This window comes from Thioalkalivibrio sp. AKL8 (assembly GCF_000380525.1).
GTDB classification, from domain to species: domain Bacteria; phylum Pseudomonadota; class Gammaproteobacteria; order Ectothiorhodospirales; family Ectothiorhodospiraceae; genus Thioalkalivibrio; species Thioalkalivibrio versutus.
The window spans coordinates 323,959-340,758 of record NZ_AQYF01000009.1; the positions used below are offsets into that span (position 1 = coordinate 323,959).

The 16,800-nt window shown below is 65.4% G+C and carries 14 protein-coding genes and 1 tRNA gene; 7 read left to right on the forward strand and 8 right to left on the reverse strand.

Translation table 11 applies throughout. The annotated features are described in order from the left end of the window. Positions 1 to 33: 33 nt before the first annotated feature. From G335_RS0110885 to G335_RS0110900, 4 genes are all read left to right on the forward strand, one after another. On the forward strand, positions 34 to 624 hold the full coding sequence (locus tag G335_RS0110885) for a LemA family protein (RefSeq protein WP_018145650.1): 591 nt from the start codon (positions 34 to 36) through the stop codon (positions 622 to 624). A 13-nt stretch (positions 625 to 637) separates the two neighbouring features. Continuing rightward, positions 638 to 2,605: a M48 family metallopeptidase gene (locus G335_RS0110890; RefSeq protein ID WP_018176774.1), complete on the forward strand. Its 1,968-nt coding sequence runs from the start codon at positions 638 to 640 to the stop codon at positions 2,603 to 2,605. A gap of 58 nt (positions 2,606 to 2,663) precedes the next feature. Beyond that, positions 2,664 to 2,750 (forward strand) — tRNA-Leu (locus G335_RS0110895). 268 nt (positions 2,751 to 3,018) lie between these two features. Then, positions 3,019 to 3,780 (forward strand): hypothetical protein, encoded by a 762-nt coding sequence (locus tag G335_RS0110900; protein ID WP_018176775.1) that lies wholly within the window; start codon positions 3,019 to 3,021, stop codon positions 3,778 to 3,780. 261 nt (positions 3,781 to 4,041) lie between these two features. On the opposite strand, the gene G335_RS0110905 is transcribed toward G335_RS0110900, so the two are convergent. The 3 genes from G335_RS0110905 to G335_RS14385 all read right to left on the reverse strand — a co-directional run bounded on the left by G335_RS0110905 (position 4,042) and on the right by G335_RS14385 (position 5,506). Further along, the gene (locus G335_RS0110905) at positions 4,042 to 4,320 is read right to left on the reverse strand and encodes a hypothetical protein (RefSeq protein ID WP_018176776.1); all 279 of its coding nucleotides are present in this window, start codon (positions 4,318 to 4,320) and stop codon (positions 4,042 to 4,044) included. Next, on the reverse strand, positions 4,317 to 4,928 hold the full coding sequence (locus tag G335_RS14380) for a tyrosine-type recombinase/integrase (RefSeq protein ID WP_231368504.1): 612 nt from the start codon (positions 4,926 to 4,928) through the stop codon (positions 4,317 to 4,319). The genes G335_RS0110905 and G335_RS14380 overlap by 4 nt, the downstream gene beginning before the upstream one ends. 170 nt (positions 4,929 to 5,098) lie before the next feature. Continuing rightward, entirely contained in the window at positions 5,099 to 5,506 is a 408-nt protein-coding gene (locus tag G335_RS14385; RefSeq protein ID WP_077277022.1) for an Arm DNA-binding domain-containing protein, read from the reverse strand. A 419-nt stretch (positions 5,507 to 5,925) separates the two neighbouring features. Here G335_RS14385 and G335_RS0110925 point away from each other — a divergent pair, with 419 nt between their 5' ends. Next, positions 5,926 to 6,234 (forward strand): GIY-YIG nuclease family protein, encoded by a 309-nt coding sequence (locus G335_RS0110925; RefSeq protein WP_018176778.1) that lies wholly within the window; start codon positions 5,926 to 5,928, stop codon positions 6,232 to 6,234. 93 nt (positions 6,235 to 6,327) lie between these two features. Continuing rightward, a complete protein-coding gene (locus G335_RS0110930; RefSeq protein WP_018176779.1) occupies positions 6,328 to 8,583 on the forward strand; it encodes a diguanylate cyclase domain-containing protein in 2,256 nt (751 codons plus the stop codon). Here G335_RS0110930 and mnmD read toward each other — a convergent pair. The 4 genes from mnmD to G335_RS0110950 form a co-directional block, all read right to left on the reverse strand. Beyond that, positions 8,544 to 10,388, reverse strand: coding sequence for a tRNA (5-methylaminomethyl-2-thiouridine)(34)-methyltransferase MnmD (mnmD, locus tag G335_RS0110935; protein ID WP_018176780.1), 1,845 nt, complete (start codon positions 10,386 to 10,388; stop codon positions 8,544 to 8,546). The two genes, G335_RS0110930 and mnmD, sit on opposite strands and share 40 nt — an antisense overlap. Before the next feature lie 85 nt (positions 10,389 to 10,473). Next, the gene (locus G335_RS0110940) at positions 10,474 to 11,982 is read right to left on the reverse strand and encodes a peptidoglycan DD-metalloendopeptidase family protein (protein WP_043690068.1); all 1,509 of its coding nucleotides are present in this window, start codon (positions 11,980 to 11,982) and stop codon (positions 10,474 to 10,476) included. A gap of 99 nt (positions 11,983 to 12,081) precedes the next feature. Next, a complete protein-coding gene (locus G335_RS0110945) occupies positions 12,082 to 12,864 on the reverse strand; it encodes an ABC transporter permease (protein ID WP_018169799.1) in 783 nt (260 codons plus the stop codon). Beyond that, positions 12,861 to 13,838, reverse strand: a complete 978-nt coding sequence (locus tag G335_RS0110950; RefSeq protein ID WP_018169798.1) for an ABC transporter ATP-binding protein — start codon at positions 13,836 to 13,838, stop codon at positions 12,861 to 12,863. Before G335_RS0110950 ends, G335_RS0110945 begins: the two co-directional genes overlap by 4 nt. Positions 13,839 to 13,930: 92 nt before the next feature. Between G335_RS0110950 and G335_RS0110955 the strand changes: the two genes are divergently transcribed. Then, a complete protein-coding gene (locus tag G335_RS0110955; protein WP_018176782.1) occupies positions 13,931 to 15,316 on the forward strand; it encodes a M17 family metallopeptidase in 1,386 nt (461 codons plus the stop codon). 46 nt (positions 15,317 to 15,362) lie between these two features. On the opposite strand, the gene G335_RS0110960 is transcribed toward G335_RS0110955, so the two are convergent. After that, positions 15,363 to 16,790 carry a Glu/Leu/Phe/Val dehydrogenase gene (locus tag G335_RS0110960; RefSeq protein ID WP_018176783.1) on the reverse strand — a complete coding sequence of 476 codons (1,428 nt, stop codon included), beginning with the start codon at positions 16,788 to 16,790 and terminating at the stop codon, positions 15,363 to 15,365. Between the last annotated feature and the right edge of the window lie 10 nt (positions 16,791 to 16,800).

Genomic DNA, 16,800 nt, shown 5'->3' on the forward strand with positions numbered 1-16,800 from the left:
CTCGGCTCGTCGACGATCAAGGAGTGTGGCGGGATGGATATGACTTGGGTGGTACTGGGGATCCTGGTTCTGTTGGTGATCTGGGGGGTGTGGACGTACAACCGCCTGGTGACCTCGCGCAACCGGTACAAGAACGCCTTTGCCCAGATCGACGTGCAGTTGACCCGCCGCTATGACCTGATCCCCAACCTGGTCAAGGTTGCGGAACGCTACATGAGTCATGAGCGCGACACCCTCGAGGCGGTCATCCAGGCCCGTAACAATGCGAAGGAAAGCCTGCAGGAGGTCGGCGGTGATCCAACCAACACCGAGGCCGTGCGCAAGCTCTCGAGCTCGGAACAGGGGTTGTCGGGGGCCTTGGGGCGGTTGTTCGCGCTGTCCGAGAGCTATCCCGACCTGAAGGCCAACGAGAACATGATGCAGCTGTCCGAAGAACTGACCAGTACCGAAAACCGCGTGGCTTATGCCCGTCAGGCCTTCAACGATGCCGTCATGCAGTACAACATCCTGCGCGAGATGTTCCCCAACAGCCTGATTGCCAACAACCTTGGGTTCCGCCCGGGGCAGCTGCTGGAGATCGAGGACCCGCAGAAGCGCGAGCCCGTGCAAGTGAACTTCTCCTGATACCCGGGGCGTCATGAATTTTTTCGAGCAGCAGGACCGGGCGCAGCGCCGGACGCGCTGGTTATTGTTTCTGTTCGGCCTGGCAGTACTCGCCATCGTGTTGGTGATGAATGCCATCGTGCTGGTGGTGTTCGGTCAGGCAGAGCCTGTCGCTGCGGGCGAACCCTGGCTGACACGTGAGTTCCTTGCCAGCAATGTCGCCGTGATGGTCTGGACGACCGTGCTGACGGTTGGCTTGATTGGCCTGGGCAGTCTCTACCGCACGCTCGGTCTGCGCGATGGCGGCGGGGCGGTGGCCCGCGAACTCGGCGGGACGCGGGTGGATGGTGATACCCGTGACCCGCTGCGGCGTCGCCTGATCAATGTGGTGGAGGAGATCGCCATCGCTTCCGGCGTGCCGGTGCCCGAGGTCTACGTGCTCGAACAGGAGGCCGGTATCAACGCCTTTGCCGCGGGTTACTCGCCGGACGACGCGGCCATCGCCGTAACCCGCGGGGCCCTGGAACAACTGGACCGCGATGAGTTGCAGGGCGTGGTGGCGCACGAGTTCGGGCACGTACTCAACGGCGACATGCGCCTGAACATCCGCCTGATGGGCATGCTGTTCGGGATCCTGGTGATGGCCCTGATTGGCCAGCGTGTGCTGCTTGCCATGAGCCTGTCGCGCAATAACCGCAACGCCGGGGGCATCGTCGCCGCGGGCGTGGCACTGATCGTGGTGGGCTATATCGGGCTGTTCTTCGGGCGCTGGATCCGCGCATCCGTTTCGCGCCAGCGGGAATACCTGGCGGATGCCTCGGCGGTGCAGTTCACCCGGCAGCCGGAGGGTATTTCCGGAGCGCTCAAGAAGATCGGCGCCGCCCATACCGAGCTCGGGGCGGACACCGAGGAGGTCGGACACATGCTGTTCGCCTCCGGGGCCGTCAGTCAGATGTTTTCGACCCATCCACCGCTGGTCCAGCGCATCCAGGCGATCGAGCCGGGGTTCAAGCCGGAAGAACTGGAGACCATCCGCGAGCAGATGCAGAAGGATGCCGAGACGCGTCGTGTCGAAAAGGACGCCCAGGCCGAGGCGGAGGAACGCGACCGCGACTCGACGGAACGCCCGGGTGGCCTGCTCCTGAATCCGGAGCGGCTGATGGAAAACATCGGCGATCCGGGGCTTTCGCAGATCCTCGGGGCGGGGTTGCTAGTGGCGGCGATGCCGGGGCCGCTGGAGCGCGCGGCGCATTCCGATGCCTGGGGTGTCGATGTCTTGTTGTACCTGCTGATCAGTAACGATCCGGAAGTACGCGATCACCAGCTCCTGCGGATCGCCGGCACGCGGGGGGCGGAGAGCGAGTCCCACGTCCGCACCCTGCTGGAGGCCGAACCCGAGTTGCGCCCGGACCTGCGCATTCCGCTGCTGGAGATGAGCTTTCCGGTATTGCGCCATCGCCCACGCGAGGAACGCCGGCAGCTGGAAGGCCTCATTGACGAACTGATCCGCGCCGACGGCCGGGTATCGGCGTTCGAATACGCGACCGGCCGTCTGTTGCGGCGCCAGTTGCGCGACTTGGAGCAGCCCGAACGTGCCCGCGCGGGCGGACGCGACCGGCTGGCTCGCCATGCTGCCCACGCGCAGGACACGCTGGCCGTGCTCGCGCATCACGGACACCCGGACGACCCCGACAAGGCCAGGGCAGCCCTGCGCGCGGGCCTTCTGGCCCTGGCGATCGAGGATCCCACCGACGAGGCAATTGCCGCGGCTCTGGAGCGGACTGCCGATGAGGCCGTCTGGGCCGAGGGGCTGGATAGGGCGCTGGAGGCACTGGATGCCCTGCGTCCGGCGGACAAGCAGACCCTGGTCACGGCGATGCTTGCCACGATCACGCATGGCGGCCAGACGGTGGTCGCGGAAGTGGAGCTGTTGCGGGCGATCGCCGCCTCGCTGCACGTGCCGTTACCCGTCGCGGAGATGCCCGCCGCCGACGCGGAATAGTGCGGCCCGCTCCCGCGGGTGCGACGATTGGGGCCGCGCGGTATGATGCGGCCGGTCCGGGGGCGTGGCGGAACTGGTAGACGCATCGGACTTAAAATCCGCTGGGCGCAAGCCCGTGCCGGTTCGATTCCGGCCGTCCCCACCAATAAAAACAACACGTTATGCTAGCATTACCGCTAGCCTTGTTTCTTCGGGGTTTCCGTGTAACCGCTGTGTCACCCAAGCGAACGACTCGGGCCTCATGCCCCTTGCCCGTGACGGCGTAACGATCCACCACCACGGTTCTTCGGCCTTCTTTGTTGTACGCGGAGAAGTCCAGCGCCTATTCTACTACCTCGCACTTGAGAAGCACGCAACCTAAGCAGGTGGCCGGGATCGCGGTCGTCGCATCTTTGTTGCCACGGGAGGCTCTTATGAACTGCGATCAGGCGGCAACGACTGAGATCCTCTGGACAGGCGGATGGGACTCGACGTTCCGCGTGCTGGACCTTTTGGCCCGGTGCGATGGGACGATCCAGCCGCATTACCTGCGGGATCGGGATCGCGCATCGTGGAAGCTCGAGGTTGAAACCATGGAGGCCATTCGCGAGCACGCCAATCGCCGCTTCGGGTCTCGAATTCTGCCCCCGAAGCTTAGCGACCGAACCGATATCGAGGTCCCGGAACAGGTCAAGGCATGGTTCCGTCTCCTGAACCAGCAGTTTCGCCTCGGGTCGCAATACATCTGGTTGTCGCAATACTCTTTGAACGAGACCGATGGTCGGCTTGAACTCTGTGTTCATGTCGATGACAAGGCACACAAGGCGATTAGCTGGGCGCAGAGTCACAGAGATCGTGAAGAAGCCACGGAGATCGTGGAGGCGGTGGATGGCCTACTGTTGTCGACGTTCCACTTTCCAATCTTGGACATGTCCAAAATTGGGATGCAGCGGGCGGCAAGGGATGCCGGCTTCGATGATCTTCTGGACCGAACCTGGTTTTGCAATAAGCCAACCCTCGACGGCCGGCCCTGTGGATTTTGCGGACCCTGCACCTGGACGATCGAGGAAGGCTTGGGTTACCGCATTCCCGGAGACCGCCGTTTTCGCGCCAACCTCTACCAATGGATTGGATGCCACCTGCCTAGCTGGCGTCTCCGTCAGGCATTTCTGCGCACGGTCCGGGGGCAGAATTAGAGAAAACTGGATCGTCCGTAGCCTCGATGGATAGTCGTCAGCGTGCCTGATAACGCCGGGGTAAGTAGGCACAAAAAACCCCAACCCAAAAAACCCCAACTATTGTTTCGCCCGATAGTGCGTGTCCTGATTGGATAATGGCAAAGCGGCCTCGATCCATTCGACCGGATGCAGGCCAGCATCCCCATTGATTGAGTGCCGTGCCCGGTACGCGGATCTCTTGCGGAGGCAGTCAGCCGCTGTCCGCAGGGCATCCGCCGCTTATGCGGATAATTGCTCCACACGGCGCAGCGCCTCCGATACCTGGTCCGGCGCGTGAAACTTTAGGGCGTCGAGGATTGCGGTCAGGACAATTTGCGGGTGCGTAAAGTGGGGGACCTTGCGGCCAATCTCGGCAATGGCTCGTTCCAATTCGACGGCCGCCCCAGGCCCGAGCATGCGCTGAATCAACCGCGTCTCGCCGAAGTCGATACCTTGTTGCTCGTTACGGCCCATGCGGTCCCGCAACCAGGACCACGCCCACTCCGTCTCGCCGCTCATTTCGCCACCCGCAGGCGGCCGGCGCCGGGTTCGGGCTGCGGGATTCCAGCCTCATCGAGCATCCAGCCCTCAATTTTGGTAAGCCACTTGCGCAGAAGATCCAACGGCCGGCGACGATAGTGCTTTTCAGCGATCGCGCTCGGCTTGTGGCCCTGGATCTGCGCGACCACGCCAACCGGACACTCCACCCATTCTGACAGCGTGCCGAAGGATCGCCGCAACCCGTGCAGGGTGATATGGGGCAGGCCGGCCGCGCGCAGGGCCTTGGTGTGCGCCTGGTTCGCCCCACCCATCCGGCCGGTCTTGGAGGTGGGGCTCGAGAAAACCCAATCGTTGCGGCGGGGCAGGGCGTCGAGCAGGGTCGCCAGGTATGGCGTCAGGGGGATTACCCGCTCGCCTTCCACTTTGTCCCGGATGGTCAACGCGCCCCATTGGAACTCCACGTCATCCCAGTGCAACCGCGCCAGTTCCTCGCGGCGCGCGCCGGTCAGTTGGAGCCCTTGCAGGTATGCGGCCTTCGCGGGGTCCGCCAGCGTCCGCACCGCGTCGAACCAAAGGGGGAGCTGCTCGCGTTGCAGGCAGTCATCCCGCGCGCCGAGCTTGGGCACCTTCCGGCGAACGTCTCCAGTCAGCACCCGGCCAGGATCAGCGAGACCGGCATACTCGGGCCGGCCCTCAGCCCACCGGAGGCAGGCGCGAAGGAGGCGAAAGGCGCGAGCAGCATACGCCGGCCGCGATTTGCGCTCGGTGTCGAGCCAGTTTTCCAGGCGGCTGCCGGTCAGTTCCTCGAGGCGCAGATCCCGTAGCGGATAGAGCGCCCCGCCTTCGTGTTGCGCTTGCGATCAATCTGCCACCCTGGAGCGGTCATCGCCTGTTCATGGTCCCGCCGGTGCGCCTCGCTCCAATCCTGCGCCCGTGCAGCCGTGTACGCTTCCCAGACAGTCGCCAGCGCTACCGTGGCGCGTTCCTGTTCCCGCCACGACGAATCCAGCGCCCGCAGGCGCTCGGCCTTCTCCTGCCTCGGGTCGATACCCTGGTCGATCAGGATGCTGAGGCGCTTGGCTTCGGCGCGTGCTTGGTCGATTCCCCAGGAGGCGCAGTCGCCAATGGTCACCCGCACCTGCTTGCCGGCGGGCTTGCGCTGAAAGATATAGGACCGGGCGCGGACCGTGGCGCGGATGCCCAGGCCTGGCTGGCCGGAGTCTCAGTAGTAGGCTTGCTGTTTGTCGGGCGCGCACTCAATAGCCGCCCCGCGGCCGGCGGTGAAGTTCTGGCGGGTGGTACTATTCCGGGTAGCCATTGGCACCTCCATTTCAGGTTGCCGGTGGTCAGGGCCTCGGGGGGTGTTACCGCACCTTCGGGGCCTGCTTGCTTGGGTGACACGGGGCTTCGTGTCACCGCCATGTCACCCAAGAACCACAATATCCGCTAATGAAACTGCATTATCTATAGGGGTGAAAAATGCACAAGCCGTTGAAAACCGATGTTTTTGATAATCCACGGAAATGCATGAAACAGTCCGGAACCCGGACTTAAAATCCGCTGGCCGCAAGGCCGTGCCGGTTCGATTCCGGCCGTCCCCACCAATCATTTCTACCCGGGTGTGTGATCGTGGCCAGCCCCCAACCCTGGTACGTCTATCTCCTGGAGTGCCGCGGTGCCCGGATCTATACCGGGGTTACACCGCGGCTTGCGGCGCGTCTGGCCGCTCATCGTGCGGGGCGCGGGGCGCGTTTCACCCGCATGTACCCGCCGGAGCAGCTCCTGGGGGCGAAGGTGTTTCCCGGCCACGGCGAGGCATTGCGCGAGGAACAACGTATCAAACGCCTGCGACCCGCCGAGAAGCGACATCTCGCGGCGACCTGGAAGAGGCAGAACGACGGGTCCGAGGGCACGCTCGATCACGAGGCGTGAGGCGAAGGTTCGTGTTACATCCATGCAACGGTTCAGCCAGGCCCGGGAAAGGCGCATAGTGGGGCTCTGAGCGTCCCTGTGAAAAGATCCGGCATGCCCCAGTCCACGGACACAACGGAAGGATCCGAAGCGCGGCCAGCGGCCCAGCCGGCCGACGCCCGCACCACCGAACCGCATATCAGCGGCCCGGTGGTGGCGGCGCTGATTGCCGGGTTGCTGTTTGCCCTGCTGTTCGTGGCCATCGACCAGGGCTGGAAACAGCAGATGGCCGACCGCTATCAGCAAGCCGTGGTCTCGGAGGCAAGCAGCCTTCGGACCCAACTGGAAAGCGTGCTGAATGGCACGGTCCATGCGACGATCGGGCTTGCCGCCTATGCCTATGTCCACCCGGACCTGACCGAGGATGACTTCGACCGGGCAGCGGACCGTCTTTATCGCAGCCAGCCGGAACTGATTCGCTCTCTGACCCTGGCGCGCGGCGAGATCCTTGCGCTGGTCTACCCGCGCGATGGCAACGAGGACGCGATCGGCCTCAACCTGGCGGAACATCCGGAGCAGGGCGCCTCCTATCAACAAGTGCTGGAGAGCCGGCAAACGGTCGTCGCCGGGCCCTGGACGTTGGCACAGGGCGGTCGGGGGCTTCTGGTGCGCGCCCCGGTCCTGACCGATCCGGAAGATCCGCCGGCGTTGGCCAATCCGTGGACACTGTCGAGTATTGCGCTGGATTTCGAAACGATCCTTGGCAAGGCGGGTCTGGCCCCGCGCCCGCCCAGCCTGCAACTGGCCCTGCGCGGCCTCGACGGGACCGGCGCCGACGGTGAGGTCTTCTACAACCCCGAACAGATCGACGTGGCCAGCGCGCCGCTCGCGCTCGACGTGACCTTTGCCGGGGGCCAGTGGCAGATGCTTGCACACCCTGTCCCCAACCCATCCGCCACGGAGCGCCCGGCCGCCTGGTGGGTGATGGGCGTGGTCGGGCTGCTGGCGGTTAGTGGGTACACCTTCCGTGTGGGGGAGGGCATCCGGCAGCGGCGGGAGGCCCTCACGCGCTATCAGGCGCTCGTGAATCGTCTGGCGGATGCCACTCTGGTGGTCGCGGGGCGCCGGGTCCTTTGGGCCAATCCGGCCTTTACCCGCATGACCGGCCTGTCGCCGGATCCTGGCCAGACTCTTTCGGCGCTGGGGGTGATTCAGGCCGACGATCGCCGGCGCCTTCCCCCTGCGCTCGATTTTTCAATGGCATTGGAGGAGCCGCGCGGGCGCGAGATTCGCGTACACACGGCGGACGGAGACCAGCGGTTTCATCTACTGCGTTGGGTGCCGATTGACTGGGAAGGGCAGCGGGCCTTCCTGTTGAGCTTTGTGGATGTACACGACAACCGAATGCTGTTCAACGCGTTGAGCGAGGCCCGTGATCTTCAGGACGCGCTGTTCGAGGCCATGCCCGGCGATGCCCTGGTGATCGACGACACTGGCCTCGTTCGCGCGGTCTTTGGCGAAGCGCGGCGCGGCCAGGCACCCCAGCACACGGCGGCCGGGCACACACTGGCGGAACTGCTTCCGGATGAGGTCGCGCAGCGCTTTTCCGGCGTCGTGCGCCGGGCCTTGCGCGAAGGCGAATTGCAGGAGATCCAGTACCGCCTGCAGGCGAGCGTGTTCCACGGAGGCGAGACGAGTCCATCAATGGAGGCAACCCGCTGGTACGAGGCGCGGGTACGCCCAATCGACGCACCGTTCGAGGGTTCGTCGGCCGTGGTGTGGCACGCCCTGGACGTGACCGAGCGCAAGCAGCTGGAAGAGCGCATGCAGGCCCTGGCCTGGGAGGACCCGTTAACCAGAACCGCGAATCGCGCGGCGCTGGATCGGGCATTTCCGCGGCTTGCGGCGCGAGCGGATCGCAAGGAGGGACAGCTGGCGCTGCTGTTCATTGACCTGGACCGTTTCAAGCCGGTGAACGATCAGTACGGCCATGCCGTAGGGGACGAACTCCTGCGCCAGCTGGCGCAACGGCTTGCGGCCAGTCTGCGTCCGGATGACCTGCTGGTGCGCCTGGGCGGGGACGAGTTCATCGTGCTGAGTGCGCCGTTGAATCGACGAGAGGAGGCCGGGGGACTGATCGAACGGTTGCAGGCGGCTTTCCGGCAGCCATTCGAGTTGCACCCCGGCCATATGGAACCGGTGGAGGAGACCCTCTCGTGCAGTATCGGGGTCGCCTTCTACCCCCGAGATGGTCAGCGCCTGGCGGACCTGATGATGGCCGCGGACCACGCGATGTACCGCGTCAAGGCCGCCGGACGCAACGACGTGGCCTACGCGTCGGAGGCGGCGCCGGAATCCGGCACGGAGTGACGCGCCGGGGCGAACCGAGCCGCAGTTTGCGCCTCGAGCGGCTCGATCAGACCCAGCAGGTGATCGGCCAGCCATTCGCCAGCCAGCGGGGCATAGAGCAGTCCGCGCGAGCCATGCGCCAGGCTCAACAGTACACGGCCACCGGGATCCAGCCGGCTGCGCCCGACGAGCGGCAGGCGATCGCGGACCACGGCGCGCTCCCCGGTCCACTGCGCAAGGATCTCGACTGCCTGGGCATCCTGTAGCCCTGGAACCCAGGCAAGATGCCGCAGATTGGTCTGATCATCCTCGGCCTGCGGTGCCTGTTCATTTTCGGCCCCGGGGCCCTCCGTGCGGCGATAGGTCGCCCCAATCCAGGCGGTTCCGCCGCCCTCCGGGATGCAGTAGCCCTGACCTGTTGCCACAAAGCCACCCCAATCGGGGAAGGCCGCACGGACCCGGGTCATCTGACCGGTTACCGTGGAGATACCCGCTTGTTCCGGGCACAAGGTGGTGCCATCGCCGGCGGCCGTCGCCACTACGACCGCGTCGAAGGCTTCAGACCCAGCGTCGCTCTCAACCTGCACGGGACCGGCGTTGGACGACGGCTCCAGCGCCTGTACCGATTCCATGCGCAGGGGCGGCAGGTCGTGGGCCACAGCCTCGCAAAGGGCCCGCATGTCGATCGCCAGACCGTCCGGGTAGTAGATGTGAGGGTCCGCGGTGCAACCCGGCCCGCCAGGGTCGAACAGCAGGGCCGCATGTTCGGGACCCGCTTTCAGCAGACGTTCCACGCGCTTGCGTCCGTGGGCGCTGATGCCATGGAAGGCCACGCCCGTTGCCAGCCGGATACCGTATGCGCCGGTCGGGTCGAGCTGTCCGGAAAGGAAACCGGTACGGCGTATCCCCGCGAGTGCCAGGGTATTCAGCTCCCCGTCGCGAGGATGAAGGTTCGGCAACAGGACGCCCGCCGGGTTGCCGGAGGCGCCACCGCCAACACCGTTCGGGTCGAAGACCGTGACCTCCACTCCTCGCGCCTGCAGGGCATGGGCGGCGCTGAGCCCGGCAATCCCGGCCCCCACGATGGCGACACGTTGCGGTACCTCGCGGGGCGGTGACTTCGCGGGCGACTGGGTATCCCGAAGGGTCCCCACGAGACGCTCGCGTTTCGGGCCATGACCGGGCACCCGGCGTACCTCGAACCCCGTGCTCTCCAGGTCGCGTCGAACCTGACCGGCTGCGGTGTAGGTGCCGAATGTAGTACCCGGCGCGGAAAGCCGCGCCACTTGCCGGAACACCCCGGTGTTCCACAGGGCGGGATTGCTGCGCGGCGCGAACCCGTCAAAGAACCAGGCGTCCACGGTGCCGCGGATCTGTGCAAGAAGTGGGGCGGCGTCACCCAGGCCCAGGGTCAACGCGGCCCTGGCCTCGGGGAACTGGATTCGGTGGAGTCCGGGAACCGGTGGTGGATACTGGGCCCGTAGCTGGCGGGCGTCAGCATTGTCGAGGCCCAGGCGTTGGTGCAGGGCCGCAAGGTCGGCGGGTGCGAGCGGGTGGGCCTCGAGGCTCAACAGAGACAGGAAGGCGCCGGGGGGCGCGTGGCGTCGCCACTCCTGCAGCGCCAGCAAGAGGTTGAGCCCGCTCCCGAAGCCGGTCTCGGCAAGCACGAAGCGCTGACACTGGCGGAAGCGCCGGGCGAGGTCGTTGGCCTCGATGAAGACCTCGCGCACCTCGGCATGCGGATCGCTGGAGCCGAAGTAGCCGTCCCCGTAGTCGGCGGCGAAAGGCTGTCCGTCACGCCATTCGAGGCGTGCCCAGTCGAGCAAGGGGGGGGAGAGCAAGGGTGTCGCCAAGGACCGGACCGTCACAGCCCGCCAGGCGCGATTGCGCGAGACGGGCCGTAATGGGAGGTTAGCGGGCCAATTCTTCGAACGGGGTGAACGCCACCTGCTGGTTGCGCTGTCCGTTATCCAGCTGGGCCAGCAGGGTCTGGCTGATGGACTTGAAGCGGTCGAGCTCGTCGCCTTCCAGGGCGTCGCTTTCCGGCAGTTCCACGCGCATCGGGTTCTGGGGGCGGCTGTTCACGTGGATCTCGTAGTGAAGATGCGGCCCGGTACTGCGACCGGTATTGCCGGACAATGCGATGCGGTCGCCCCGCTCGACGGTCTGACCCGGGCGCACCAGCGGGCGGTCCAGATGCAGGTAGCGGGTGGAGTAGCCTTGACCGTGCTCGATCACGATGAAGCGACCGGCATACGGGTGGTTCTCGACGCGGGTTACGCGACCGTCGGCTGGTGCCTGGATCGGAGTTCCGATTGGCATGGCGAAGTCCGTCCCCTGGTGCGGGGCCACGCGCCCGGTCACTGGGTGACGACGGTTCGGGTTGAAGCTGGAGCTGATGCGATAGTTGCCGGAGAACGGGCGGCGATCGAACGGGGGCAGCAGGCTTTCGCCATCCGGGGTGTAGAAACGCCCGTTGACGTTGCGCGCCGCACGGATCTCGATGCGCTCGCCTTCGTAGTCGAATGCCAGCAGACGCAGGTTGAGCGGGGTGTCGTCGCCTACCAGGGTTTCCTGCTCTACCAGCAGGGTGAACTGGTCGCCGGTACGGGCGTGGGTGCGCACCGGCAGGTAGCGGTCCAGCAGCACGGCCAGGGCGTTGGCCGAACGCGCGGAGATATCCGCGCGTTCGGTCAAGGCGTTGGCGATGTTGCCATCGATCTCGGCCGTAATGATCAGGTGGCTGACCTCGCGGCCGTTCTCGACTTCGCCGAGTTCGAACTCCCAGCCATCGGCCTCGCGGACCCACTCATGCCCGCTGGCCCGGTCGGTCCACAGGCGCAGGCGAGTCAGGTAGCCCTCGTCGTCGACCTGCCATTCGATCTCCTGGCCGGGGCGCACACGGTTCAGGATCGAGGCGTTGTCGTCGTCGTCCAGCAGGCGGTAGAGGGTCGCCAGCGGGAGTTCCCATTCGCGTTCCCAGAGGCCCGTCAGACGCTCGCCTTTCTGCAGGGTGTGGGTGTACCAGTCGGTGTCCGTGGCTGCGGCGTCAGCGGCGACATCGGAGTCGCCGTCGAGATCGAAGGTCTCGTAGGAAGTGGGGGCCTCGGCGTCCGGGTCGATTGTGGCGTCGTCGTAATCCGGGGCGGGCTCGCCCGGCAGGTCGGAGGCAAAAGCCACGGTCTGGGCGCCACCCTCGAATGCGGCACTATGCGCCGTCCGTATCGACGCGCCGCCAGCCGGATGGTCCGCACGGGCGAGCGCGAGCTGGGAAGCGGGGAGGGGATTGCCGGCGCCGATTTTCAGCGGTTGGGACGTCTCGGAGGGCTGGGAGGCGAGAAGCAGGCTGGTGCCCACCAGAATGGTGAGTCCGGCGGTGCCCGCCAGAAAGAAATGCAAAGTCTTTCTGTTGTTACCCATATGGCCGTTGCCCTGCAGAGTTTCCGCTTTATACCACGTTTTTTCGGGCAATAAACAGCGTCGGAAGGCGGTCTCCCGGAGTTTCGCGGCCTGCGCGTCTCAGGATCGAATCCCCACGCCCCGGTTGAGCAGGACCAACGCAACCCCGTACATGACCGCAATGAACCCGGCAATGATGGCAAAGGACATGGCGATCGGGAAGTCGCTATGGCCCAGGCTGCCGTAACGGAAGGCGTCGACCATGTAGAGGATCGGGTTCAGCATGGACACGCCCTGCCAGAACTCCGGCAACAGGCTGATGGAGTAGAACACCCCGCCCAGATAGGTCAGCGGCGTCAGGATGAAGGTCGGGACGATGGCGATGTCGTCGAAGGTACGCGCGAAGACACCGTTGATCAGCCCGGCGAGGGCAAACAGGATGGACGTCATCAGCACGATGATCAGCATTACGCCGGGGTTGTGGATGCTGAGCGGGCTGAAGAACAGCGAGACCAGCAGTACGGCCACGCCGACCGCCAGGCCCCGCGCCACGCCGCCAAAGACGAACCCGAGAATGATCACGCTGTTGGGGATGGGCGAGACCAGCAGTTCCTCGATGTGGCGCTGGAACTTGGAGCCGAAGAACGACGACACCACATTGGCATAGCTGTTGGTGATCACCGCCAGCATGATCAGGCCCGGGACGATGAAGTCCATGTAACGGTAGCCTTCCATCTCTCCGATGCGCTCGCCGATCAACCCCCCGAAGATGATGAAGTACAGCGCCGTGGTAATAACCGGGGGCAGGACCGTCTGCACCCAGATCCGGGCAAAGCGCAGCACTTCCTTGCTGACGATGGTCCGGAAGGCGGTCCAGTAATCGCGCAGATGGGAGTCGCTCATGCCTGATTCTCCGGCTGCTCGGTGGTCCCGCTGGCGCCGGGGGTCAGATGGCTGGGGCTCTGGCCGGGGCGGGTCATGCGGATGAAGAGTTCCTCCAGCCGATTGGCCTTGTTGCGCATGCTCTGGACGCGAATGCCGGCCTGGTCCAGCACCCGGAACAGGTCGTTCAGGTGCTGGCCGCTGCGGATATCGGCCTCCAGCGTCATCTCGTCCACCTGGCGCAGGGCAATCGGGGAATCCAGCGGGATGCCGGGTGGCGGCTCGCTTAAATCCAGCACCATGGTCTCGGTCTCGAGCTTGGCCAGCAGCTGCTTCATCGTGGTGTTCTCGATGATCGCACCATCATCGATGATCGCGATGTTGCGGCACAGCGTCTCCGCCTCTTCCAGGTAGTGCGTGGTCAGGATGATGCTGCGCCCGTCGGTATTGATGCGGGTCAGAAAGTCCCACATCGAACGCCGGAGCTCGATGTCGACCCCGGCGGTGGGTTCGTCGAGAATCAGCAGGCGCGGTTCGTGGACCAGGGCGCGGGCGATCATCAGGCGGCGCTTCATGCCGCCGGAGAGCGTGCGCGCCATGTCCTTGCGCTTTTCCCAGAGCCCCAGCTCCTTGAGGTAGTGCTCGCAGCGTTTCCAGGCCTCGCGCCGGGGGATGCCGTAGTAGCCGGCCTGATTGACCACGATCTCGCCAATCGGCTCGAAGTTGTTGAAGTTGAACTCCTGCGGGACCAGCCCGATGGAGCGCTTCACTGCCTGCAGGTCGGTATCCACGTCATGGCCGAAGACCTTGACCGTGCCGGCGGTCTTGTTGATCAGCGAGGTAATGATCCCGATGGTCGTCGACTTGCCGGCCCCGTTGGGCCCCAGCAGGGCGAAGAAGCTGCCCGGGGCCACCTCGAGGTCGATGCCCTTGAGGGCCTCGAATCCGTTCTTGTAGGTCTTCTTGAGCCCGCGAATCTCCAGCGCTGGCGTCATCGTCACATCCTGTAAGGCTAGGGGAACACGACCCCGAAGGGTCGACAAGGCAGGTATTATGAAGGCTTTGAATCGTTTTCGAGGAAAGCCGCGTGGATTCTGTTTTTGTTGCGTCGTCCGAAACCGCCGTTCCCCTGATCCCGGTCAGCCGCGAGTCGCTGCCGGTCCGCCTGGAGAGTGCGCCGGAGAGCTGGCGCAAATGGGTGGAAGCCTCCGGGTTCGAGGCGGAGCCGGGCGCAACCCTGCGCATCCCCGATGCCGAGGGCGGACTGGCGGCGGTGCTGGCCGGCTTCGATGCGGAAACGCCGATCTGGATGGTGGCCGCGGCGGCGGAGACCCTCGGGACGGGGGATTACCGTCTGGAAACCGACCCCCTGAACCCCGAGATCCAGAACCTGGCGGCCATTGGTTGGGGCCTGGGGCGTTACCGCTTCGAGCGTTACCGCGAGCCGGTGGCGCGGTCGCCGCGGCTGGTGTGGCCGGAAGACGCGGATCAGGCGCGGGTGCTCGCGTTTGTGCAGTCCATCGGGCTGACCCGCGACCTGATCAACACCCCGGCCGCCGACATGATGCCGGCCAACCTGGTGTTGAAGGCACGGGAGCTGGCCGAGGAATTCGGCAGCAGCCTGCATCTGGTCAGCGACAGCGACAAGCTGGAGCAGGATTTCCCCTGTATCCACGCCGTGGGGGCTGCCAGCGACCACGGGGCCCGGGTGATCGAACTGACCTGGGGGGCGCCCGACGCGCCGTCGCTGGTGCTGGTGGGCAAGGGCGTGTGCTTCGATTCTGGTGGCCTGAACCTGAAGCCCGGCAATTCCATGCGCCAGATGAAGAAGGACATGGGCGGGGCGGCGATCGTGCTGGGGCTGGCGCGCCTGATTATGGCGCAGGCACTCCCGGTGCGGCTGACGGTGCTGATCGGGGCCGTGGAGAACGCCATCGGGGCCGGGGCCTTCCGCCCGGGCGATGTGCTGACCGCACGCAACGGCAAGCGGATCGAGATCGACAACACGGACGCCGAGGGGCGCCTGGTGCTGGCCGATCTGCTGGATCGTGCGGGGTCGTTCCATCCGGACCTGCTGGTGGACTTTGCGACGCTCACCGGGGCGGCGCGCGTCGCCGTGGGGACCGAGATCAGCGCCTGCTTCACCCAGGACGAGGGCTGGGCGCGAGCACTGGTCGAGCCGGCGCGCGAATGGGATGACCCGGTCTGCCAGTTGCCGCTACATACGCCTTATCGGTACATGCTGGACAGTGACGTGGCGGACATCGTGAACAGCACCACCGGGGGCCACGCCGGGGCCATTACCGCCGGTCTGTTTCTCAAGGAGTTTGTACCGGAGGGCACGACCTGGATGCATTTCGACATCATGGCCTTTAACGATCGCGCGCGCCCGGGGCGGCCCAAGGGCGGCGAGGCGATGGGCCTGCGGGCCCTGTTTGCGGCGCTCGAATCGCGCTATCGGAAGCCGGGGTAAGGGGGATACTCCCGCCCCTGACGCGGCGCGGCGCGGCGCGGCGGCATCAGATCAGTTTCAGGTCGCTGCGGGCACGAATGATCTTGCGCAGCGCGATTAGATAGGCGGCGGTGCGGTAGTCGAGCACCTCGCCATTGCTTTCCATCTCGCGGACCTCGTGCATCTCGCGGAAGGCCTCGCGCATGGCGTCGTCCAGGCCCGAGCGGACCAGGTCGATTTCCTCGGCCCCGCGCACCACGGCATCACGAATCCATTCGGGGACACTCTCGTTGGTCATCATCTCGATGGCACTGACGATGTGCTGGCCCTGGGCCTGGTCGTAGCGGCGCTCCAGGCGCCCGAAGCGCATGTGGGACAGATTCCGCACCCACTCGAAGTAGGACACGATGACGCCGCCGGCATTGACATACACGTCCGGCAGGATCGGGACGCCGCGATCACGCAGGGCCTGGTCGGCCTCCCAGGTGCAGGGGCCGTTGGCCGCCTCGGCGATCAGGCGCGCCTGGATTTGGTCGACGTTGTCCCGATGGATCGCGCCTTCCAGGGCGGCCGGAATCAGGATGTCGCACTCGCGTTCCATGATGCGGTTGCCATCGCGGACGAACTCGACCCCTGCGAAGCCCTCCATGGTGCCGCTGCGGCGCACGTAGTCGTGCAGGGCCTCGATATCGATCCCGTCCTCGGAATACACGCCGCCATCGCTCTTGATGACGCCGACAATCTTCGCGTGATCGTCCTCCTGCAGGAAGCGCGCGGCGTAATAGCCAACGTTGCCGAAGCCCTGGATGATGATGCGCTGGTCACCCAGGCCGCCCTCGAACCCGGCCTCGCGGGCCGCCGAGCCTTCGCGGAAAAAGGCCTGCAACGCGTACTGCACCCCGCGACCGGTGGCCTCCAGGCGCCCGACCATGCCGCCCAGCTCGACCGGCTTGCCGGTCACCGAAGCGGCATGGTCGAGGTCCTCCGGGTGGCGATCGCGATAGGTCTCCATGATCCAGGCCATCTCGCGCTGGGACGTCCCCACATCCGGCGCGGGGACGTTCTGGGCCGGGCTGATGTAGTCGCGTTGAATCAGTTCGTGGGCAAACCGTCGGGTAATGCGCTCCATCTCCCATTCGTTGTACTTCTGCGGGTCGATGCGCAGGCCGCCCTTGGATCCTCCGAAGGGGATATCCACGATGGCGCATTTGTAGGTCATCAGGGCCGCCAGGGCCTCGGCGTGGTCCTGATCCATGGTCGGCGAAAACCGCAGGCCGCCCTTGGCCGGCAAGCGATGGGCGGAATGCACCGCGCGCCAGCCCTTGAACACCTCGATGCGGTCGCGAAAGCGGATCGGAAAGCTCACCTGAATGACCGAGTCGCAGGTCTTGACGGCCTCCCGGGCCCCCTCGGGAAGATCGAGGTAGCTCATGGCCCGGTCGACCATGTGTGAGACACTATCGCGAAAGGTTTCAGGCACTTCGCTTTCCGACATGATGGCAATC